Annotated in this window: 20 protein-coding genes; 15 read left to right on the top strand and 5 right to left on the bottom strand. The window is 64.0% G+C overall.

Annotated features, from left to right (window positions below):
- Window positions 1-84: 84 nt before the first annotated feature.
- A complete protein-coding gene (locus tag AWB80_RS11930; RefSeq protein ID WP_087131229.1) occupies window positions 85-1,956 on the top strand; it encodes a DUF3857 domain-containing transglutaminase family protein in 1,872 nt (623 codons plus the stop codon).
- Window positions 1,957-1,960: 4 nt separating this feature from the next.
- Here the strand turns inward: AWB80_RS11930 and AWB80_RS11925 are convergent, their stop codons facing one another.
- Window positions 1,961-3,895 (bottom strand): SUMF1/EgtB/PvdO family nonheme iron enzyme, encoded by a 1,935-nt coding sequence (locus tag AWB80_RS11925; protein ID WP_208635638.1) that lies wholly within the window; start codon window positions 3,893-3,895, stop codon window positions 1,961-1,963.
- Window positions 3,896-4,238: 343 nt separating this feature from the next.
- On the opposite strand from AWB80_RS11925, the gene AWB80_RS11920 reads away from it, so the two are divergent.
- The 10 genes from AWB80_RS11920 to AWB80_RS45300 all read left to right on the top strand — a co-directional run bounded on the left by AWB80_RS11920 (window position 4,239) and on the right by AWB80_RS45300 (window position 17,075).
- Window positions 4,239-4,676, top strand: a complete 438-nt coding sequence (locus AWB80_RS11920) for a DUF4399 domain-containing protein (RefSeq protein WP_061174854.1) — start codon at window positions 4,239-4,241, stop codon at window positions 4,674-4,676.
- Between the two features lie 48 nt (window positions 4,677-4,724).
- Window positions 4,725-5,183, top strand: coding sequence for a DUF4399 domain-containing protein (locus AWB80_RS11915; protein ID WP_061174853.1), 459 nt, complete (start codon window positions 4,725-4,727; stop codon window positions 5,181-5,183).
- 340 nt (window positions 5,184-5,523) lie between these two features.
- The gene (locus tag AWB80_RS11910) at window positions 5,524-5,823 is read left to right on the top strand and encodes a hypothetical protein (protein ID WP_061174852.1); all 300 of its coding nucleotides are present in this window, start codon (window positions 5,524-5,526) and stop codon (window positions 5,821-5,823) included.
- 311 nt (window positions 5,824-6,134) lie between these two features.
- Window positions 6,135-7,583 (top strand): efflux transporter outer membrane subunit, encoded by a 1,449-nt coding sequence (locus AWB80_RS11905; protein ID WP_061174851.1) that lies wholly within the window; start codon window positions 6,135-6,137, stop codon window positions 7,581-7,583.
- Between the two features lie 228 nt (window positions 7,584-7,811).
- Window positions 7,812-10,340 carry an FHA domain-containing protein gene (locus AWB80_RS11900; protein ID WP_061174972.1) on the top strand — a complete coding sequence of 843 codons (2,529 nt, stop codon included), beginning with the start codon at window positions 7,812-7,814 and terminating at the stop codon, window positions 10,338-10,340.
- The gene (locus AWB80_RS11895) at window positions 10,318-11,691 is read left to right on the top strand and encodes a beta-barrel domain-containing protein (RefSeq protein WP_061174850.1); all 1,374 of its coding nucleotides are present in this window, start codon (window positions 10,318-10,320) and stop codon (window positions 11,689-11,691) included. The genes AWB80_RS11900 and AWB80_RS11895 overlap by 23 nt, the downstream gene beginning before the upstream one ends.
- Window positions 11,692-11,764: 73 nt before the next feature.
- The gene (locus AWB80_RS11890; RefSeq protein ID WP_061174849.1) at window positions 11,765-12,517 is read left to right on the top strand and encodes a peptidylprolyl isomerase; all 753 of its coding nucleotides are present in this window, start codon (window positions 11,765-11,767) and stop codon (window positions 12,515-12,517) included.
- Window positions 12,518-12,540: 23 nt separating this feature from the next.
- Window positions 12,541-15,600, top strand: coding sequence for a peptidase domain-containing ABC transporter (locus AWB80_RS11885; protein ID WP_061174848.1), 3,060 nt, complete (start codon window positions 12,541-12,543; stop codon window positions 15,598-15,600).
- Window positions 15,597-16,910 (top strand): sigma-54 interaction domain-containing protein, encoded by a 1,314-nt coding sequence (locus tag AWB80_RS11880; protein WP_061174847.1) that lies wholly within the window; start codon window positions 15,597-15,599, stop codon window positions 16,908-16,910. Before AWB80_RS11885 ends, AWB80_RS11880 begins: the two co-directional genes overlap by 4 nt.
- Before the next feature lie 24 nt (window positions 16,911-16,934).
- Entirely contained in the window at window positions 16,935-17,075 is a 141-nt protein-coding gene (locus AWB80_RS45300) for a BrnA antitoxin family protein (protein WP_087131211.1), read from the top strand.
- A gap of 10 nt (window positions 17,076-17,085) precedes the next feature.
- On the opposite strand, the gene AWB80_RS11870 is transcribed toward AWB80_RS45300, so the two are convergent.
- Complete coding sequence (locus AWB80_RS11870) at window positions 17,086-17,856, bottom strand: PP2C family protein-serine/threonine phosphatase (protein WP_061174846.1); 771 nt, start codon at window positions 17,854-17,856, stop codon at window positions 17,086-17,088.
- A 105-nt stretch (window positions 17,857-17,961) separates the two neighbouring features.
- Window positions 17,962-18,288: a hypothetical protein gene (locus AWB80_RS11865; protein ID WP_061174845.1), complete on the bottom strand. Its 327-nt coding sequence runs from the start codon at window positions 18,286-18,288 to the stop codon at window positions 17,962-17,964.
- A 55-nt stretch (window positions 18,289-18,343) separates the two neighbouring features.
- On the opposite strand from AWB80_RS11865, the gene AWB80_RS43205 reads away from it, so the two are divergent.
- The 4 genes from AWB80_RS43205 to AWB80_RS11850 all read left to right on the top strand — a co-directional run bounded on the left by AWB80_RS43205 (window position 18,344) and on the right by AWB80_RS11850 (window position 20,837).
- Entirely contained in the window at window positions 18,344-18,706 is a 363-nt protein-coding gene (locus tag AWB80_RS43205) for a hypothetical protein (RefSeq protein WP_143328015.1), read from the top strand.
- Window positions 18,707-18,763: 57 nt separating this feature from the next.
- Window positions 18,764-19,267: a lecithin retinol acyltransferase family protein gene (locus tag AWB80_RS11860; RefSeq protein ID WP_061174844.1), complete on the top strand. Its 504-nt coding sequence runs from the start codon at window positions 18,764-18,766 to the stop codon at window positions 19,265-19,267.
- 37 nt (window positions 19,268-19,304) lie between these two features.
- Window positions 19,305-19,553 (top strand): hypothetical protein, encoded by a 249-nt coding sequence (locus AWB80_RS11855; RefSeq protein ID WP_061174843.1) that lies wholly within the window; start codon window positions 19,305-19,307, stop codon window positions 19,551-19,553.
- A 189-nt stretch (window positions 19,554-19,742) separates the two neighbouring features.
- Window positions 19,743-20,837 carry a 4-hydroxyphenylpyruvate dioxygenase family protein gene (locus AWB80_RS11850; protein WP_061174842.1) on the top strand — a complete coding sequence of 365 codons (1,095 nt, stop codon included), beginning with the start codon at window positions 19,743-19,745 and terminating at the stop codon, window positions 20,835-20,837.
- A 25-nt stretch (window positions 20,838-20,862) separates the two neighbouring features.
- Here the strand turns inward: AWB80_RS11850 and AWB80_RS11845 are convergent, their stop codons facing one another.
- Together AWB80_RS11845 and AWB80_RS11840 are read right to left on the bottom strand one after the other, a co-directional pair.
- Window positions 20,863-21,273: a cupredoxin domain-containing protein gene (locus AWB80_RS11845; RefSeq protein ID WP_061174841.1), complete on the bottom strand. Its 411-nt coding sequence runs from the start codon at window positions 21,271-21,273 to the stop codon at window positions 20,863-20,865.
- Window positions 21,270-22,259: a metallophosphoesterase family protein gene (locus tag AWB80_RS11840; protein ID WP_061174840.1), complete on the bottom strand. Its 990-nt coding sequence runs from the start codon at window positions 22,257-22,259 to the stop codon at window positions 21,270-21,272. Before AWB80_RS11840 ends, AWB80_RS11845 begins: the two co-directional genes overlap by 4 nt.
- Window positions 22,260-22,348 lie beyond the last annotated feature (89 nt).

Genomic DNA, 22,348 nt, shown 5'->3' with positions numbered 1-22,348 from the left:
TCATGCCACGTCGGAACGGCCGTGCGCGGCGGCGGCGTCCTCCTGTACGATGACCTTTCATTCACGCGGCGCGGACACCTCGACATGGCTCGTCGCTTCATTTCCCGTCTGGCGTGCGTCCTCGTCGGCGCGTGCGTGTGGTCGTGCGCCGTCGCGGCTTCGGACGACGATCCGTCGACTGTCGTCAGCGATGTCCACGAATTCGTCGTCGCGGCCGACGGCTCGCTCACCGAAGACGACATCACCGTGCTGCGCGCCAACACCGCCGCGGGCGTCGACGAAATCGCGCAGCGCTACGTCTGGTACGACAAGAGCGTGTCGCAGGTGGATATCGTCGAGGCGTTCACCGTCGATGCGAACGGCGTGCGCCACGATGTCTCGCCGGACCAGATCCGCGACATTCAGGAGCCGCGCTCGGCGGGCGCGCCGACCTTTCAGGACGCCAAACTGCGCGCGGTGATTTTCCCGGCGGTGGGCGTCGGATCGACCGTGCAGTTGCGTTTTCGCAAGAGCCAGGCGGCGGCGGTGATTCCGGGACAGTTCAACTATTTCGTCGATCCGGGGCAGCGGCCGGTATTGCAGCAGCGGCTCGTGTTCGATCTGCCGGCCGACAAACCGCTGTATGCCGACGCGCGCGGCTATGCCGCCGAGCCGCCCGTGACGGAGAACGGGCGCACGCGTTACGCGTTCGTGTACCGGCGCGAGCGGATCGCGCGCATCGAAGGCGGCTCGGTCGGCTATGCGCAGTACGGCGATCGCCTGATGGTCACGACCTTTGCCGATTACGCGAGCTTCGCGAAAAGTTACCGCGAAGCCGCCGCCGATCCGGGCGCGAGCGATCCCGCGATTCGCGCGCTCGCGCAGTCGCTCACCCAACACGACCCCGACGATCGCGCGAAGGCCAGAACGCTGTACGACTGGGTGCGCCACACGATCCGCTATGTCGCGATGTTCATCGGGCAGAGTCCGGCGGTGCCGCATCGCGTGACGGACGTGCTCGCGAACCGCTACGGCGACTGCAAGGATCACGTCGCGCTCTACGGCGCGCTGCTCGATGCCGTCGGCATCCGCAACGAGCCCGCGCTGATCGGCCTCGGCTCGGTCTATACGCTGCCTTCGGTGCCGGGCTACGGGGCGGGCGCGATCAATCACGTCATCACGTGGCTGCCGGATCTGAACGTGTACGCGGACAGCACGGCGGCGAGCGTCGAGTTCGGCTTTCTGCCGCTCGCGGACATGGACCGGCCCGCGCTGCTCGTGACGAGCGGCGCGCTCGCGCGCACGCCCGCGACGCAGCCGCTCGCGCGTACGGCGCGCCTGCAGATCGAGGTCGCGCCGCAAGGCGAGGCGCATTTCGCCTACTGGGTCGAGGATGCGGGCTGGAGCGCGGAAATCGAGCGGATGACGCTGCGGGCCGCGAACGGGCAGCGGCGCGACCAGATCGCGGCGGACCGGCTGCGCTTCACGAATCTGCGCGGCGCGGGCGCGCTGACCACGAGCGATGTCGATGCGACCGGCGGCCCGTTCGCGACCACCTTGCGCGGCACGCTCGACGACATCGTCTGGCCGACGGGCACGACCGCGCTGCCCGCGCTCACGAGCCTGTCGGGCGGCATCGCGACGCAGACGCGCAACTGGCTCGCCGAGCGCACGCGCACGCAGCCGTACCTGTGCATCGGCGGCGCGTTCGACGAGGTGTCGCAGATCACGCTGCCCAGGGCGATGCGCGTGGCCGAAGTCCCCGAGGATGTCGACCTGACGAGCGGGTTCTTTCGCTATCGCGCGCGCTATCTGTTCGATCCGTCGACGAACGTCATCCAGATTTCGCGCACGCTGGATGCGCGCTTCGGCAAGCAGGTCTGCACGCCCGACGACTTTCGGGCGGCGTCGGCCGCGCTCAGGACGATCGAGCGCGACACGCAGGCGCAGATCATCGTGAAGGCGGCTGGCCGATAGCGGCTCACTCCAGATCGCGCGCGACCCGGAAACCGTTCTGCGATTGCCGCACGCTCGAACTGTATTTGAAGCGCGTCGCCGATTGCATGTAGGCCGCGCCTTCGCGCCACGAGCCGCCGCGAATCACGCGCACGGAGCACGAGGGATCGTCCCACGCGCGGCCATCGGCGGGCGCGTTCTTGTATGAGCTGTGCCAGCAGTCGGCGACCCATTCCCACACACTGCCGTTCATGTCGTAGAGACCGTACGGATTCGCTGCGAACGTCCCGACCGGCGTCGGCGCTTCGGGCTTGTACGGATCGCCGCAATCCTTGCAGTCCGCCGTGCCTTTTTTCATCTGGTCGCCCCACCAGTAGGTCGACTGCGTGCCGCCGCGCGCGGCGTATTCCCATTCCGCTTCCGTCGGCAGCCGATACGCCTTGCCGCCCACCTTGCTCAGCCATTTGACATAGACCTGCGCGTCGTCCCAGCTCACGTTGCGCATCGGCGCATTGGCGGGCGGGGCCGTGTCGCCTTCCGGCGCGATGCGTGTGCAGGCGCCCGCATCGGCACAAGCGTTCCATTGCTCGACGGTCACCTCGTATTTGCCGATGGCGAACGGATGCCCGATCGACACGCGATGCGGCGGCTTCTCGGCGGGATCGTCGTTGTTGCTGCCCATCGTGAAGCTGCCGGGCGAAAGCGGAATCAGCACGGGGCACGACGGGCAATCCTTCAGTTCGCCGCCGCTCGCGGTTTTCGCGGCGGGCTTCGCGGCTGCGGCCGGTGCCGCGGGGGCGGCGGCGGCGGGCGCGGCCGGTGTGCTCGGGCGCGGCTTCTCCGGTGCTGCGGCGGTGGCTGGCGGCGGCTTCGGCGTCGGTGCGGCAGGCGTGGCCGTCGCCGCTGGCGGTGCCGATGGCGCCGATGCCGCGGGCTTGGCGGTCGCCGCCCCCGACGCACGCAGGCGCTCGATGCGCGCCTTGGCGAGCGCCGCGAAACGGCCGTTCGGATAGGACTTCAGATAAGCCTCGTAGTCGCTCGGGAAGGTGCTGTCCTTGATCGAATCCCAGAAGGTCAGTTCGTACTGCTCGTTGCTGTCTTTCGGCAGGATGCCGCGCGTGCGGATGGCGTTGGCGGATTCGGCCGGATCGATGGCGTTCGCGTCCGTCCCGGCGACGCGCATGCGCGTCGATGCATCGGCGATCGCAAAGTCTGTATCGAGCGTCGACGCGAGCCACGGCCGTTGCGCGCCGCGCGATCTAGTCGCGACATCGGAAGCGGCGGCGGCGAACGTCGCGGACGTGAGCGGCGAGCGTGCGTCCAGCGCGCGCAAAAGCGCCGCCGTGTAGCGCCCGTTGCGCTCGCCTTCGGTGGCGGCATCGCCCGGCGCGGCCGCATACGCAACGAGCGTGCGCGGCGGCAGCGGCCACGATCCCATGCTCGTTTTCCCGAACGGATCGGTGAGGCACATATCCAGCACGACGATGTTCGTCGCGTCGGGCCGCGCGCGCGTCATGCGTTCGAGGATCTCGTTCGCGGAGAGCGCGTCGCGCACGAGCGTCACGGGCTCGCGTTCGCGTGCGTCGAGCGGCACCAGCAGCGCGTCGCCGCCCGCCTGCAGGCCGTGACCGGCGAAATAGACGAGCGCCGTATCGTGCGGGCCCAAACGCGCCGTGAACGCATCGAGTGTTTGCCGCATCGCGGCTTCATCGAGATTCGTGCGGCGCGTGACGTCGAAGCCGCGCGAGGCGAGCGCGGCGCTCATGTCATCGGCGTCGCGCGATGCGCTTGCAAGGGGATGATCGGCATAGTCGGCATTGCCGATCACGAGCGCGCGATGTTTCGGCGCTTGCGCGGCCGTCGAGGCAAGGGCGGCCGATGAAGAGGGCGCCGCGCTCGCTGGCGCGAGCACTCCGCCGATCGTCATGAACACGCCCGCGATGAGTAGAGTTCGCCACATATTCACACCCTGTCCGTCCGGCTTTGAGTGGAGGGCATAGCGTCGCATTTTCGCTCGTATGCCGAGGCTTGCTTCGGGCGAGGTCCGCGCCCTCGTGAATCCGCACCAACAACGATAGCACGCGCTCGCGCGCAGCCTGAATCCCCTGAAAGAAGGGGTACGTCATGAGGGGCGAACGACCCTCCTGTGTACGTATCTTTTTTAAACGTTACGTCCTAATCTAAAAGCCGAAGACGATGCATCACGCGATACATCCCGCTCCGGGCACGAGCGTTCGCGCGTTTCGAGGCGCGATTACGCTGGCCCATCCGCGAGCCCTTCCAACGAGAGAGGCGTGCATAACATGCTGAGAAGAACCGTGCTTGGCGCGCTGGCTTCCCTGGCCGCACTGGCCGCCGATTCGTCGTTCTCCGCCGCGCGTGCGCGCACGCCCGCGCCGCCGAACGCCGAGGCGTACATCATCTGGCCGCCCGACGGCGCCGTGATCTCCGGCGGCAAGCTCTGGGTGCGCATGGGCCTGCGCAACATGGGCATCTGTCCGAAGGGCGTCGATCTGCCGAACGTGGGGCATCACCATCTGCTGATCGATGTGGATCTGCCGCCGCTCGATCAGGAGATTCCGTCCGATCGCAACCATCTGCACTATGGCGCGGGCGAAACCGATGCGCGGCTCGAACTGCCGCCGGGCAAACACACGCTGCAGTTGCTGCTGGGCGACTACAACCACGTTCCGCACGATCCGCCGGTCTATTCGAAGAAGATCACGATCACTGTTAAATGAGCCGCGAAATGACTCGCGAAACCCGCGCATTTGCCGAGGGCATACGACATGAAGAATCGATCCGCTGACGCGCTCGCGCTCTCGCGTTCGCTGCTCGTCGCCGCCGCGCTGGCGACGGCGTGCGTCGCGCCTGGCGCGTTCGCCGGGCCGACGCCCGCGCCCGCCAATGCTTACGCCTATATCGGCTATCCGAACGATGGCCAGACCGTGCCGGCGGGCAAGCCGTTCAAGGTCTGGTTCGGGCTGCGCTACATGGGCGTCGCGCCGCGCGGCGTGAAGTTTCCGAACACGGGGCATCATCATTTGTTGATCGATGTGGACCTGCCGCCGATGGATCAGGAGATTCCATCGGATCGCAATCACCTGCACTACGGCGCCGGCGAAACCGAAACCATGCTCGAACTGCCGCCTGGCAAGCACACGATTCAGCTTCTGATGGGCGACGACAAGCACATACCGCATAACCCGCCGGTGTATTCCAAGAAGATCACGATTTACGTCAAGTAAGTTCGGGCGCTGCTGGAGCGGGCTGAGCGGCGCCTTTCCCGGTTTCCTTCATCGACTTCGATTCCGCGCGCACAGCGCGGGGGGAAACGTTCGTCTGCGCGTCATGAGTCGATGTCGTTCGGAAACCGACAGTCGGAGTCCGAAGTGTTGGTCGAGCGACATCACGACGCGTAGCGAGAGTCACTCGCAGGAATCGCCGGAAGCCATATGCAGTATGGGCGAACACGAAAAACAGCAGGTGCGTGAAGCGGTTGGCACAGCCTATGCATTGAATGGTTGCAAGCAGACAAGTTGTCGAAGCCACCACCGAATGCGCGATGCGCACCCAAGGAGCACGGAAATGAAGACGCTGACCATCAAGGACCTTCCCGTCACCACCGAACTCGACCGCCGTGCGATGTCGGCCGTGCACGGAGGCAGTGCCGTGCTGTTTCCCGGCTTCATCTCGATGGACGGGGCGACGCTCTCGATGCCGTTCAACCCGCAGCAGATCATCAACCAGACGCAGACCACGTTCAACCAGAACGGCAGCAACATCGCGTTCGCCGAGGCGCTCAAGTCGCAATCCACGGTCGCGCCGAAGCAGGACGCGCGCAACATCGCCAACGTCAACTTCGGCCTGGCGGGCAATCTCGCATGAAGCGGCGAACGCGCGGAATGAAACGCGCGCCGACGCAGTAAAGCATCCATGCCGTCAGCAGTAAAAGCGGGGTACGGGGATCTCCGCTGTAATACCGCCCGCATTCCGGGGCGTCGCGGTTCGGCGAGGGTCGCATCCTCAGCCGGACCGCTTCACGGGCGCGCGACGTGTCGAAGAGCACGCGCGCGCCACGTGACTTAACCCGTATGGAGTCCCGGCGCGCCGTGTGATTTACTTGAAGAACCGAACGGGCGCCGTGCTTCTCATCACTAAAACCTGACCGTCGGTGCGCGTTCACCGGGAGCGAGATCGTGCAAGCCTTGTTGTCATCGTTGCGCGTGACCATCGAGCGAAAAGGGGCCGTGCTGCCAGCGCTCATTGCCGCGGCGCTGCTGTCGGGCTGCATCGACGTGAAAGTGCCGACCTATCAGCGTCCGGACACACCCGAAAAAACCGCCTTCACGAAAATCGACGCACCCAAGGTCGCCGCGTCCGACACCATTCAGCCGGACTGGTGGAAGCAGTTCCACGATCCGTATCTCGACTCGCTGGTCGAGAAGGCCATCAACGGCAACTTCGATATCAAGGTGCTGGCCGCGCGCATTCAGGTGGCGGGCGCGCAGATCGGCGAGGCGCGCGCGGGCGCATTGCCGTCGATGGATCTCGGCGCGGGCGCGAGCTTCGAGAAGACGACCGGCCAGCAGTTCTCGAAACAGTACAACCTGGCGACGCAGGTGAGTTGGGACATCGACATCTGGGGCTCGGTCGAGAAGGGCGTGCAGGCGCAGAAAGCCGAATTCCGCGCGACCGAAGCCGACTGGCGCGCGGGCTATCTGGAACTCGTCGCGCTGGTGTCGACGACGTACTTCCAGATACTCCAGTTCGATGATCAGATCGCGCAGCAAAACCAGACCATCGCGACCAACCAGCAGATTCTGACGATCTTCGAGGGCATGCAGAAGAACGGTCTCGTGCCGAAGACGCAGGTCCTCACGCAGCGCGCCGAACTGAACCGGCTGACGCGCGAAATGCTGGAATTGCGCCGCTCGCGCGACCTCGCCAACAATGCGCTCTCGACCCTCACCGGCGTGCCCGCCGGCGAATTCAGGGTGCCCGACGGCAAGCTGCAAAAGCGCGTGCAGGTTCCGCCGGTGCCGAGCGGCCTGCCGTCGCAACTGCTCGCGCGCCGCCCCGATCTGATCGCGGCGGAGTATCGCGTGCTCGAAGCCTATGATCTCGTCGGCCAGGCGAAGCTCGCGCAGCTGCCGACCATCAACCTGACCGGGCGCGCCGGCTCGGCGAGCTTTCAGCTGACCGACCTGCTGAAGATGTTCACGCTGAGCTTCGTGCCGAGCATCAATATCCCGATTCTCGATCCGGCCGTGCGCGCTCACGTGAAGACGACTGAAGCGCAAACGACAGTCGCCGAACAGCAATATCGCAGCACGGTGATGAACGCATTCGAGGAAGTGGAGAACGCGCTCGTCAATCTCGATTCGCACACGAAGCAGCGCGTCGAGTTGCAGCAGGAAGTCGATCAGTTGACGATCGTCGCCGCGCAGATCGATGCCCAACTCAAAGAGGGCGTGATCTCGCAACTGCAGGTATTCGAGACCGAGCGCACGCTGCTCGCCGCGCAACTCGCGCTGCTCGCGAATCATCAGCAGATTCTGTCGGACACCGTGACGCTGTACAAGGCGCTCGGCGGCGGCTGGCCGACGGTGGATGTGCAAAGCGCGAGCAAGGACGAAGTGAAGTGAAGTGTTTCACGAATAGCGTCGAACGCAATGTTATGAATAACTAACGATCGTTTTTAAATCGCCCGCCATTTGCATGACGAGCCGTTGCTGCACGATTGACTACGACGATGCGTGACTTAAACTCTCAACAGCCGCCGGTTGCACATGACATCGATTTCGGCGCGGTCCAACCTGTCCATGCGCCCGACGTTGCCGGGCATTCCTCTGGACGTACCTCGTGACATGGACATGGCTCAAGGCGTTTCCGTGGCGATACAGCAGCCGGGCGTGAGCGAGGCGTTCGACGTCATCCTCAAGCCCGCGCCGCATCCCGAGCTTCCCGGCGAGCTGGCCGAGCGGCTCACGGAAATCCGCATCGACGAAAATCTCTTCGCGATCGGCCGCACCGAGGCGCCGTTCGACACGAGCCCCGCCGAGGCCGTGGCGCAGCTTTCGCGCCGCCATGCGCGCATCTTTATCGAGCATGGGCTCGTCTATATCGCCGATCTCGGCAGCAAGAACGGCACCGCTGTGAATGGCACGCCCGTGCGCGACACGCCCGCGCGCGTGCGAAACGGCGACGTCATTTCATTCGGCAGCCGGCTTTCGTACCGCGTGCAGTTCGCGCCCCGCACAAGGCGTCTCGACGCGCCGAAGCCTGTCGGCCTCACGCTCACGCCGCAGCGCGACGATCTCGGTTTGCATCCGGTCGAACTCGCGCAGTTCCCGTTTCTGGTCAGCAAGAGCGACGAGACTTTTTCGCGCTATCGCGAGCAGTATCCGCATCAGGTCAATTACGTGTCGCGGCGGCACGCGCACGTCTTCATCAAGGGCGGCGCGCCGTTCGTCGAGGATCTCGGCAGCACCAACGGCACCTTCGTCAACGGCGAGCGGCTCGGCGCGTCGGCGGTCGAGCTGAAGAACGGCGACACCGTCGCGTTCGGCGGCACGCACTTCGCTTACAAGGTGCAGATGCACGGCGACGAAGGCGAATCGACGCTCACCGAAATGGTGGCGCAAGCCGTCGCACCGACTCACGACGACGACGAATTCGACAGCGACAAGACCACGTTCGTCGGCTCGGCGCATTCGTTCCTCGATATCTTCTGCGTCGATCAGGCTGCGGCGCGCGAGGACGAAGTCAACGAAGAAGCGCAGCCCGTGCCCGCCGAGGAAAAGCGCCCCGACACGCGCGCCGCGAAGCGCAGCAAGTCCGCGCTCTTCGTGGGGGAAGTTCGGCGCGCGCTCGCCAGCGACGACCCGCATGCCGCGCGCCGCACGCGCATCGTGCTCGCGTGCGTGCTGGCCGTGCTCGTCGCGGGCGGCGCGGCGCTCTTCTATATGGGCACGCCCGAGCGCGAGGCGAAGTCGCTGATGTCGAGCGGCGAATTCGGCGAGGCCGCCACGGTCACCAACGACTATCTCAAGACGCATCCGAAGGACACGCAGTTCGTGTCGATGAACACCGAGGCCGTGCTCAAATCGAACGTGCCGCGCTGGCTCGCCGCGTTGAAGAAGGGCGACTTCGCGGGCGCGGACGCGATCATCGCGCAGATGCGAACGCTCGCCGAGCACAACCCCGACGTGCATTCGCTGATCGACGAACTGGAATGGATCGGCAAGCTGGAAACCTTCGTGATGGGCCGTGGCGGGGCCGAAGCGCCGATCCGCATGTATGGCGACGAGTCGCGTATCAGTGCGATCCTGAAGCACTGGGAAGCGGACGCGGGCGGGCATCAGCGCGATCTGGACCGCATCGCGGGATACGTGCCCGAGTTCCGCGATCCGTATGCGCTCGCGCTGAGCCATCTGCGCAAACTGCAAAGCGACGACTCCGTGTATCTCGCCGCCATCGACCGGCTCAATGCGAGCATCGTCAAGAGTCTCGGCCAGGACGATCCCGATGCGATCGGCGCAACCTTGAAGGAATACGCCGATAAATATCCGCGCCTCGCCGGTCTCGATCGCGTGCGCGCCGATCTCGATGCCTATGCCGGCCTGCGTCGCGGCCTCAATGGCGCAAGCCTCGCGCCGCTCGCGGGCTCGGTGGGCAAGACCAGTTTTTCGACGCCGCCGTTCCAGGAAAAATTCAAACAGATGAGCGCGAGCCAGTTGCCGCCCGCCGATGTGCTCGCGCAATACACGAGCGTCGCCGATGCGTGGAACCGCGGCCAGAGCGCGCAGGCGATCGATGGCCTGCAGAAGCTGCCGCAAGGGTCGTGGTCGCCCACGGTGCAAAAGGAACTCGCGCACAAGAAGGCCGTGGCCGCCCAGTTCGCCGATGTACAGAAGGCGCGCGGCGCGAAGAATTATGAGGACGCGCTGCTGTCGTTCTACGAAACCCTCGATCTCGACGCCGACACGTTCTACGCGAAGGCGGTCGCGCCCGAAGTCGCGGCGCTGAAAGACAAGGCCACCAGCCGCGCGCAAACACTGATGACGCAGGCGCAGACGGCCTGGCAGCAGTATCGGACGAATGGCGGCATCGGTGGGTCGCAGCGGCTCGAATCGGGCGTGTCGGATGTATTCAGGACGCAGGCGCGCTTGCTGTCCGACGCGCAGGATGCGGCCACGCGCGGCATGCGCATCTTCCGGCAAGTGAAGGCAGACAGCGCAACGGCGAAATGGACCGCGCTCGCCAACGAGATCGACACCGAAGCGGACTTGCAGCGGCGTTCGCTGCAGGACCTGCGCATGGTGCTCGAACCAGGACTTCTCAATACCAAGCTGAGTCTGATCGGCGGAGGCACGAGCAGTGAAGAGAGACGCACACCTTAAGCCGTTGTCGGAGGCGCTCGGCGAGCACGGCGCCGAAGGCATCGCCATTCTGACCGCCGAGCCGGCCAGACTTACGCAAGGCCTCGTCTTCGCGATGGTGGCGCTCGTCGCGTCCGCGCTCGTGTGGTCGTTCGTCGGCCATGCGGACGTGATGGTCAGCGCGCAGGGCACGCTCGCGCCCGAATCGGAAGTGCGCCGTTTCTATGCGCCGATCGATGGCGAACTCGCGGACCTCTATATCGCCGAAGGGCAGCCCGTGCGCAAGGACGATGTCGTGGCGCGCCTGAATGCGCGCGGCGCGATCGAGGCGGCGACGAACGCGCTCGAAGCGCAACTGAAGCTCGATGACGCCGAACGCGAGTGGAAGCAGTTCCCCGAAAAGAAACTGCTGATGGAGCGCCGCATCGCCGCGCTCAAGGATCAGATGGACGTGGAAGAGCATCAGCATCAGCAGCGCGTCGCGGAAGGCACGAGCAAGCTCGCCGAAGGTCAGAAGGCGCAGTTGCAGGAAGCGCGCAGCACGCTGGAAAACGCGCGCCGCGCGCGCGACGCCGCCAAGGTCGAGTACGACCGCTTTCAGCGTCTGCTCGCATTGCCGGGCGGCGGCGGCGTGGCGGAAACACAGGTCGATGCGAAGCGCAACGCGTATCTCGAAGCGGACGGCGCGTATCGGGTCGAGCAGTCGCGCCTCGCGGAACTGGACTTTCGCCTGAGCCACGATTTCACGCAGGCCAAGCGCCAACTCGAAACGAGCGGCCAGGAAGCGACCAGTCTGCGCCTGCAATACGAAGCCGCGATGCGCGAAGTCGCCAGCACCGAAGACAAGTTGCGTCTGCAACTACAGACGGCGCGTCTGGTCGCGGATGCGGCTGCGCGCATCAAGTTCGAGAACATCGACAAGGATAATTTTCTGCTGATTCTCGCGCCGGTTTCGGGCGTGATCACCGATGTGACCTCGACGCAGCCTGGCGACAAGATTCAGGCGAACACGCCGCTCGGCGGCATCGCGCCCGCCAATGCGAAGCCGGTGCTGAAGATCGAGATCGCCGAGCACGACCGCGCGTTTCTGCGCGAAGGGCAGCGCGTCAAGCTCAAGTTCAACGCGTTTCCTTATCAGCGCTACGGCGTGATCGAGGGCACGCTCGCGTTCATCTCGCCGGCCACCAAGCCGAGCCCCGGCACGAAGCAGCCGGTTTATGAAGGACGCGTGACGCTCGATCGCGATTCGTACCAGGTTGCGGACACGAAGTATCCGCTGCGCTACGGCATGACGGCGACCGCTGAAATCGTGGTGCGCGAGCGGCGCCTGATCGACCTCGGGCTCGATCCATTCCGCAACGTGGCGGGATAGGAATGGGGGGTTACACGAACGCCGCAACGCGGACAAGATGCGCAATTCAACAGAGAACCGAACGGAGAACGATATGACGGCGATTGTGCGTATCGACGACGAAGTGGTCGACGTCGGCGAATTCATCAGGTTGTTGAAGTTGAACGGTCAGTTCGACGGTCTCATCGAGCAACTCGTGCGCGACAAGCTGACCGTGCGCGCGGCGAAGAAGTCGGGCATCGTCGTGAGCGACGATGACATCCAGAATCGCGCCGATCAGTTCCGCCGCATTCGCGGGCTGCATCGCGCGGCGGACATGAACAACTATCTCGATGCGCTGCACGTGAGCCTCGACGAGTTCGAGGTGTTCATCACCGATACGCTCTATCACGAGAAGATGCTCGACAAGGTCGGCACGCCGCGCGAGGTCGAAGAGTATTTTCAGCTCAATTCGCCGAAGTTCGACAGCATCGAGGTCAGTCACATCCTGCTCGATACCGAAGGCAGCGCGAAGGAAATGATCTCGTATCTCAACGACGATCCCGACAGCTTCGCCGAGATGGCGCGCGAGCATTCGCTTGCCGATACGCGCGACGAAGGCGGCGTGATCGGCCGCGTGATGCGCGGTCAGATGAAGCCGGAGGTCGAGGCGAAAGTCTTCAACGCGGAAGTGGGCGATCTGCTCGGACCGTTCGTGTCGGCGGACGGCGCCTCGTATGAAATCTTCGCGGTGACGGCCAAGTATCCCGCCAAGCTCGACGAAGACGTGTCCGCGGAAATCCGCCGCCTGCTGCGCGAGGAATGGATGATGACGCGCGCGCAGGAACATGTCATCGAAGCCCGCTGACCCGAACGGAATCGCGATAGAACATGGACGCTCCATCGAGCCTTGATTCGCCCGCCGAGTTCCTCTCGTCGGTCGAGATTCTCTCGCCCTTCACGCGCGAGGAGATCGAGCATCTGGCGGCGCACGCGGTGTCGCGCCGCTTCGGCTTCGGCGAGACCGTCTGCAACGCGGGCGATGCGGCCGACGGGCTCTATATCGTGAAGGCCGGGTCCGTGCGCATCTTCACCGAGGAGCACGGCAAGGAAATCAGCATGGGGGTGAAGAAGGAGCGCGAGACTTTCGCGGATATCGCGATGCTGCGCGAATACCGCCATGAGTCGTCGGTGCGTTCCTCCGGCAAGACCGAGCTGCTGCATATTCCGCGTGTCGTGATCGAGCCCGTCATTGCGAAGAATCCGGCCGCGCTCGCGTTCATCACGAGCTATGTCGCGATCAACTCGGCGGGCGGCTTCGTCGCGAAGCTGTTCGATCTGCGCGGCAAGCTCGACAAGGCCGAGCTGGAGGAATGCGTGCGCAGCGTCGGCGTGAAGCGCGTGGCCGAAGGCAAGGAGATTCTCAAGCAGGATTCGCGCGACGACCGGCGGCTCTATGTCGTGCGTCAGGGCGAAGTGCGGATCGTGCGCGAAGAGAGCGGCGTGCAACATGTGATCGCGACGCTCGGCCCTGGCGAGATTTTCGGCGAGAAAGCGTGCGTGATGCGTCAGGAGCAGATGGCATCCGCGATCGCGAGCGCCGATACGCGCCTGCTCGTGATTCCCGAGAAGACGGTGCATTTCATCATCGAGCGCAACGTGAAGCTGCGCGAAGTGCTGGAAGAGCGCATCCGCTTCAGCGAGCGCGAATTGCAGCGGCAAAAGAAGCTCGCCGAGCGCCGCAAGCTGCCCGCGATGCTCGATCTGCACACGAAGCCCGAACTGGGCGAACGCGTCATTAAGCGTTTCGCGTGGGTCGAGCAGGCCGAGGAGATGGACTGCGGCGCCGCGTGTCTCGCAATGATCTGCCGTCACTACGGCATCAACATGACACTGGGCAAGCTGCGCGAACTCGCCAACGTGACGACGTCCGGCGCGACGCTCGATTCGCTTGCGCGCGCGGGTGAATCGCTCGGCTTCACGACGCGCGGCGTGCAGTGTACGTTCGAATCGCTGCGCGGCTTCGAGATGCCGTTCATCGCGCATTGGGAGGGATATCACTACATCATCATCTATGGCGTGTCGAGCGACAACGTGTGGGTCGCGGACCCGGCCATCGGCTTTCGGAAGATGACGGTCGGCGAGTTCGAGCGCGGCTGGAGCGGCACGTGTCTGCTCTTCACGCCGGGACAGGACCTCGCGCAGAAGGAAGTGTCGCGTTCGCCATGGCTGCGTTTCGTCGGCTATCTGAAGCCGTACAAGAAGATCCTGCTGCATCTCTTTCTCGCGACCTTCGTCATTCAGGTGCTGGGCGTGATACCGCCGCTCATCATCCAGAACATTCTCGATGGCGTGATCGTGCATCAGAACGTGAATCTCCTGCACGTGCTGATCTTCGGGCTCGTGATCGCGAGTGCGTTCACGCAACTGATGACGACGATACGCGCTTACCTCGCGAACTTCATGGTCCGCAATATGGACTTCGCGATGATGTCGCAATTCTTCAGGCACACGTTCTCGCTGCCGTTCGGCTTCTTCGCGAAGCGCAAGACCGGCGATGTGTTCGCACGCTTTCAGGAGAATCACACGATCCGCGCGTTCCTCACGGAATCGACGGTATCGACCGTGCTGAACCTGCTGATGATCTTCATCTACTTCACGATCATGTTCCTCTACAACGTGAAGCTCACGTTGCTGCTGATCGCGTTCGTGATTCCGATGATGGTGCTCACCGTCGTCGCGACGCCGCGCATCAAGCAGAACGCGCGCGAAACGTTCTCGGCGGGCACGGATGCGCGCTCCTATCTGATGGAAGCGCTAGGCGGCGTGGAGACGGTAAAGGGCATGGGCATCGAACGGCCGGTGCGCCTGAAGTGGGAGAAGAAGTACGCGAAGTCGCTTGAAGTGCAATACAAGTCGCAGCGCTTCAATATCGCGGTGGGCCTGTGCAGCCAGGTGCTGAATGCGGCGACGACCATCGGCGTGTTGTGGGTCGGCGCGAATCTCGTGCTCGCGCGCGAACTCACCATCGGGCAACTGATCGCATTCAACGCGTACATGGGCAGCGTGCTCGCGCCGCTGATGGGGCTCATCAACTTGTGGAGCCTGCTGAACGACGCGGGCGTCGCGATGGAGCGGCTCGGCGACGTGCTCGATATCGAGCCGGAACAGAAGCCCGAAGACATGCAGCAGCGCGTGATGCTGCCCGACCTGCAAGGCGATATCAGCTTCAACGGCGTGTACTTCCGCTATGGCGAAGGCGATGCGCCTTATGTGCTGGAGAACATCAGCTTCGATATCAGGCCAGGCGAGCTGATCGCGATCGTCGGACGCAGCGGTTCGGGCAAGACGACGCTCGCTAAATTGCTCGTCGGCTTCTACGCGCCGAGCGAAGGCAAGATGACGGTCGATGGCTACGATATCAACGTCGTCGACAAGGGTTTCTTTCGCGCGCAGATCGGCTATGTGATGCAGAGCAATCTGCTGTTCTCGGGCACGATCGCAGAGAACATCGCGAGCGGCGATGAAGCGCCTGACAGAAGGCGCATCGAGGAAGTGGCGAAAATGGCCGATGCGCATGCGTTCATCGCGAAGATGCCGCTCGGTTACGAGCAAGTGGTGGGCGAGCGCGGCGTGGGTCTTTCGGGTGGACAGATTCAGCGGCTATGCATCGCGCGCGCGCTCTATCACGACCCGCGTCTGCTCGTGTTCGATGAAGCGACCTCCGCGCTCGATACGCAATCGGAAAGCAATATTCTCGGCAACATGCAGGAGATATTGAAGGGACGCACGGCGGTGATCATCGCGCACCGGCTGTCGACGATCATGCGCGCCGACAAGATTCTCGTGCTGTACGAAGGCGGCATCGTCGAGCAGGGCAAGCACGACGAACTCGTCGCGAGAAAGGGCATGTACTACCAACTCGTGCAAAAGCAACTGAGCGCAGCATGAAAATACTCGATCAACCGGAAAGCGATGCAAGCGCGCCAGCGACATCGGCGATTTCGTATGCGGGACTCATCGAGAAGATCGAGATTCTGCGCTCGACGCTCAGATGGACCTCGCGCCTCGAACGGCCCGAGATCGAAAAGCTCTTGCGGCAGGCGAGCACCTTGCGCGACGAAGTCATGCAGTTATCGCACAAGGAGCGTTTCGTGCAGGCGGCGGCCGCGGAGCCGAAGCGCGATCTGCCGGCCGGCGCGCGGCGGCAGGCGCTGATCGAGCGCAGCTTCGTGTTCGAGGGCACCTTCGGCGATAACCCGAAGCTGCTCGAAGCGCTGGAAATCGCGGAAAAAGCCGCGCCGACGGATTTGCCCGTGTTGATCGACGGCGAAAGCGGCACCGGCAAGGAACTGATGGCGAAGGTCATTCACGCGAACGGTTCGCGCGCGGACAAGCCGTATATCTCGGTGAACTGTGGCGCGATTCCGGATAATCTGCTGGAGTCCGAATTATTCGGGCATCGCAAGGGCGCGTTCACGGGGGCGACCAACGATCGCAAGGGCAAATTCGAAAGCGCGCATACGGGCACGATCTTTCTCGATGAAATCGGCGAGTTGCCTTTGTCGGGACAGGTGAAATTGTTGCGCGTGCTCGAAGCGCACGAGATTCAGCGCGTGGGTTCGGATGAGCCGATCGGGGTGGATACGCGCATCGTCGCGGCGACGAATCGCAACTTGCGCAAGTTCTGCGAAGAAGGGCGTTTTCGCGAGGATCTGTTTTATCGGCTGAGCGTGATTCATCTGACGCTGCCGGCGTTGCGCGAACGGCGCGACGAGATTTCGCTGTTGCTCGCCTATTTCGGCGATGAAGCGGCGGCGACGTTGAAGCGCAGGCCGGTGAAGCTGTCGCCGAGGCTGCGCGATTTTCTACGCAACTATGACTATCCGGGAAATATCCGCGAGTTGAGAAACGTGGTGTACCGGCTCGCCTGTCTGGCGGGCGATATGGCGGACATCGACCATCTGCCCGTGGATATTCGCCCGAAGTCATCGCTCTCGCTGGCTATGGGCGGCCCGGCGGTGAGCGGCAACGGCATCGCGACGGCCAGTTCGCTGGCGGAAGCGAAACGCGTCGCAAGCGATGAGGCCGAGCGCGCGTTCCTCGAGCGCGGCTTGCAGGAAACCGGCGGGACGGTCGCGGAGCTCGCGCGGCGGTATGAGATGAACCGGTCGCATCTGCAGATGCTTCTGAAGAAGCATGGGCTGCATTCGAAGGAGTTTCGGGCGGCGGCGCAGAAGAATCGGGAGGCGGAGGGGTAGCGGCCTGGCCGTCGAACGCATGTTGTGCCGCCCAAGCAGGCCGTGACGATGCGGTTGGATGCCGACGTGCTCGAATGGTTTCGTCAGCAAGGAAAGGGATATCAGACGCGTATCAATCGGCTTCTGCGCGCCTACATGCAGACTCAGCAACGGCGTCATTCCTGACCGTCGCTACTCAAATCGACGGATTAACCTGCGTCTTATCCGACGCCATCAAATCCTCCGCATGCGCGACAACCACCGAAATGTTGTCGCGCCCGCCCCGCGCCAGCGCGATCTCCAACAACTTCTGCGCCGCCGACTCGCAATTACCGGGCGCGAGTTCGTTCGCCATCTCCGCTTCGCTCACCTCATTGGACAACCCATCGCTGCATAGCAGAAACGTATCGCCATCGTTCAGGGTGAGCGTGTTCTCGTCGAGTTCGAGAATGTCGAGCGCCCCGACCGCGCGCGTGATCAGATGCTGCGCCGGATGATGCAGCGCTTCCTCGGCCGTCAGTTGCCCGCGCGCCTTCAGTTCCTCGACATGACTGTGATCGCGCGTGAGCTGCATCAGCCGTCCCTGCCGGAGCAGATAAATACGGCTGTCGCCGGCCCACACGTAACCACACGCGCCGTCGCGCGCCGCGAGCAGCACCACCGTGCTGCCGATACGCGATACCTGACGCCGCGCCGCCTCCACGCGTAGCCGTTCGTTCACATCGAGCAGCCGCGTGCGGGCATCGGCGATGACGCCCGCCAGATCGCCCGCGGGTGACACCTTCGCGAGGCTCTCGATGACCATCCGGCTCGCCAGGTCGCCGACCGCATGGCCGCCCATGCCGTCCGCGACGGCCCACAGGCCGCGCTCGGGGGCATCGAGCAGCGCGTCTTCGTTGATCTGCCGCACGCAGCCGGTGTCGGTGCGGGCGGCGGAGGTCCATCGAAACTCGGTGCTGAAGGTCATGGCAACCTCCGGAATTCTGGGTGGCGCGGCGTCGGGCGGCTGTTGCGGACGGGCCCGCCCATTGTGACCCAACCCGCGCGCGAAACGAATCTTGATGTGCACCGCTCAGCCCGCGCGGTTTCCCGCCACCGAGTTCGGATTGACCGTGAGCGTCGCACCGTTGCCGGTGTTGCTGACCGCGACGTTCTGGAACTGGTTGATCATCTGGCCGACCGTGATGTTGGTGACGTTGTTGGTGACCTCATAGATGTTGTTCGTGACATCGATGAGATTCACCACAGCGCCGCCGCTCGCGCCGCCCGACGGACGATCGACATACGGCGTGATCCAGCCGTAGACCCATGGCGCGCCACCTCCGCCGTTGATAGCCGACATCGCCGCGTGATCCAGCTCGCGGTCGTAGTGAAGATCGGTGACGGTGAGGGCGCACATGTCGGTTTCTCCGTGATGGCCAGCAGGCAGGACGCACGGACTTAATGCAAGGCTCATGCCGACCCGCATCGCATGCCGCCACTTTCCGCTGGCTGGCCGATCGCGCGGGGTTCCGGCCAGATTCATCGATATCCGCAGCGGCGACCACGCGGCCGCATCAGTTGGATTCCAGCCGACACACGATGTCGGCGCGGCGGCAACCAGCCAACACATCAAAGAAACGCGGTCGGACGCCTTTTCACGCGTGGCGCGCCGTCGTTCCGGCGACTCGGAATCTGGCGCAACGAACCCAACAAACATTGCCGAAAACTGTTGGTTCAACAAAAACACAAAGTCATCAAGAATCGCTCTCGAAATGGCATTAATCGTTAAAAATCAATTATTTAAGAAAGCTGGCAAGGAAGATGCAAATGGCTAGACAACCCGGCGTCAAACAAACACCTGACGCCAAGCCGAAAAAGAATCGGAGCCAGCCATGACCACCAACCAACAATCCGGACTGATCGACCAGCAAGCCGCCGTGAGCGGCTTCTCGCTCGACGACGAACCGGCGCTCGGCACCGAACTCGTTACGCGCCGCTCGGGCTACGAACACCACGGCATCTACGCGGGCAACGGCATGGTCATCCACTACGCCGGCTTCGCCAAGTCGCTGCATCGCGGTCCGGTCGAGGAAGTCACCGTCGAACAGTTCGCCGCTGGCCACGAAGTCACGATCCATCAGAACCCGGCCGCGAAGTTCGTCGGCATGGAAGCGGTGCGCCGCGCGCGCAGCCGCCTCGGCGAAGACAAGTATCACCTGCTGACCAACAACTGCGAACACTTCGTCACGTGGTGCCTCGACGGCCGCGCCCGCAGCCGTCAGGTGCAAGCGTGCTTCGTCCACCCGAGCGCCGCGTTGCGCGCGGTGTCGGGCCTGTTTCGCGCCTATGTCGCGGCCGAACGCCGCCGCCGCATGAACGCGGCGCTCGCAGCCTGAACCGCCTGTCTTGCCGATCGATTCCGAGGAGACCATCATGCAAACCGCCGAAAACTCGCTGCACTGGGCCGTCGACAAATGGCTCGCCCCGACACCCGCGCATCCGGCACGCGTCGTGCGCCTGTGCCGCTCGCAGATGACCGGCGCGCGCTATGTCTGCATCGAGGCGCAGCATCCGGGCGGCCCGCTCGCGATCATCTTTTTCCGCCACGACGACGGCACCTGGAACGTGTTTCCGCCGCAGGTCCGGCGCCCGTCGATGAGCGCGCAACGGCTCGCCGCCTGAGCGCATGCCGAATGTGTACGATGGACCGGGGCGCGTCGGGCTGCCCCGGCTTTGACACGGCAATCCCGCTGCCGCTACTCTAGGCGCATTCAATCCGGTCTTCGACGAAGTCGCCGGGTCGCACGGATGCGGCAGGTCGTGGTAGTTTTGCGTCCGTGAACCAGATCGTACATTTTCGAGGTATTGCCGATGACCCAGCCCGACTCCTCTTCCTCCGCCCGCGCGACGCCCGATTCGACCCTCGGCGACAATCCGCTCGGCATCGCGGGGCTGGAGTTCGTCGAGTTTTCCAGTCCCGATCCTGAAGGGCTCGCCGCGCTGTTCGAGACGCTCGGCTTTGTGCCCGTCGCGCAGCACGTCAGCAAGGCGGTGACGCTGTTTCGTCAGGGCAGCATCAATTTTCTGCTGAACGCAGAGCCCGACTCGTTCGCATCGCGCTTCGCCGAGTCGCATGGCGTCGGTATCGCGGCGATCGGCATTCGCGTGCTCGATGCGCAGATCGCCCATGAGCGCGCGCTCGAATACGGCGCGTGGGATTTCGAGGGGGAGAAGATCGGTCCGAACGAGCTTGCGATTCCGGCGATTCAGGGCATCGGCGATTCACATATCTATTTCGTCGATCACTGGCCGGGCAAGGACAGCGGCGAGACCTCCATCTACGACATCGATTTTCGGCCGATCGCAGGCGCCACTGCGGCCCCGGCAGGCACGGGCCTGCTCGAAGTGGATCACTTCACGCAGACAGTCGGCCCGGGCCGCATCCAGGAATGGCTCGATTTTTACCGCGAAGTGCTGCACTTTTCGGAGATTCATCAGGTGCATCCGGACTGGCACGTGTCGCAGGATTCGGCGGTCACGCTGTCGCCGTGCGGCTCGATCCGCATTCCGGTGTATGAGGAGGGGACCTATCGCACGGACCTGATGCAGCAGTATCTGCCCGATCACGAAGGCGAGGGCGTGCAGCATATCGCGCTGGCATCGGCGGATATCTTCGCCTCCGTCGATGCATTGCTCGCGCGCGGCGTGCGCTTCCTGCAACCGCCGCCGCGCTATTACGACGAGATCGACGAACGGCTGCCCGGCCACGGTCTCGATATCGAAAGACTGCGCACGCGCGGCATTCTCGTCGATGGCGAGATTCTTCCCGACGGCACGCCGCAGCTTTTCCTGCAGACCTTCGTCGAGCGCAAGCCCGGCGACATGTTCTTCGAGATCGTCGAGCGGCGCGGGCATCACGGCTTCGGGGAAGGCAATCTCGCGGCGATCGCGAAGGCGCGCGGGTAAGAAGCAAGCCCGCGCGCCTCTCCACTTACTGGACGACGACCGTCCCCGTCATGTGCGGATGCAGCGAGCAGAAATACTTGTACGTGCCCGGCTTGTCGAACACATGCGAGAAGCTCTCGCCGCTGTCGAGCGGATCGGACTTGAAGGTCTTTGCCTCATCGGCAACGGTGTGCAGCATGTCGTCGTGATTCACCCATGTCACCTTCGTGCCGACCGGCACAGTGAGCGTCGGCTGGCTGAACGCGAAGTTGTCGATGGAAACGGTCGGCGCGTTCGCCATCGCGACCTGTTGCACGGGCTCTTGCGCGCAGGCCGTCGGAATCGCGCTCACGACGCCTTTGACGATCAGCGCGAACGCGGCCTTGCGCAGGAACCTGCCGGCGAGCGGGCGGAGATTGGCGGGCGAGACATAGCTCGCGATCATGGCGGCGTTCATGATTGCGCGGCGGCGAGCGCCGTGTCGGTGATGGCCAGTTGCGAGCGCCCCGCGATATGCGTGACTTCGCGCAGTCCGAGCATCGTGCGCAGTTGCTCCGCCGGCACCTTCATCGGCCCGGGGCCGGATGGCGCGCCCGGCGCGGGCTGCGGAAACGCGGTGGACATCGCCGAATAAAAACGCATCTCTCCCTCCACTTTCTGCGCCACCTGATGGACGTGGCCGTTCAATACCGTCACCGAGCCGAAGCGCTTGAGCAGTGCGAGCGCCTGCGCGCTGTCGTCGGTGCCCCAGCCCCACTGCGGATACAGCGCCCACAGCGGGATGTGCGCGAACACGACGATCGGCGTGCTGCTCGATTTGCCCTGCAGGTCGGCCTTGAGCCAGGCGAGTTGCGCATCGCCGAGAAAGCCGAGGCCACCGCCCTTCAGGTCGATCACGTTGGTCAGCCCGATGAAATGCACGCCGCCCTGATCGAAGCTGTACCAGTGGCGCGTGCTGTCCTTGCCGTATTGCCCGGAGAAGCGCTCGAAGAACGGATTGCCGTCCTCGACCAGCACGTCGTGCTCGCCCGGCACGTAATGCACGTCCATGCCTGCGCGGCCGATGATCTGCGTCGCCGTATCGAACTGCGCGGGCTTCGACAGATGCGTGATATCGCCCGTGTGGATCATGAAGGCGGGGCGCTTGCTCATCGCGCTCACGCGGTTGACGGCTTCTTCGAGCGTGCTCGTCGGTTCGGTGTTCGGGTCCTTGTTGAAGCCGATATGGCTGTCGCTGATCTGCACGAAGCTGAACGAGCTGGTGTTTTCCGCGGCCTCGGCGGACGAGATCAGGCGCGAGACCGGCACGCCGCCGCTCACGGTCCAGATCACGCCCGCGCCGGCCCAGGCCATGCAGGACAGGGCGGTGCGGCGGCGTTTGCCGTGTTCGTCGAGTTCGTCGCGGGTCTGCCCGGGCGGCAGGGCGGTCGGGTCGGGTTTCATGGCGGTTCCTTGTGATGATGTCGGCCGCGGTTCTTGTCGTTGGAATCGGTAGAGTCGCGCTCATGGCGGCTCGGTGCATGAGCGCGAGG

Origin of the sequence: Caballeronia pedi (assembly GCF_001544915.2) — a bacterium.
In the GTDB taxonomy this organism is placed as follows: Bacteria; Pseudomonadota; Gammaproteobacteria; order Burkholderiales; family Burkholderiaceae; genus Caballeronia; species Caballeronia pedi.
This window is presented reverse-complemented; position numbering and strand designations above follow the sequence as displayed.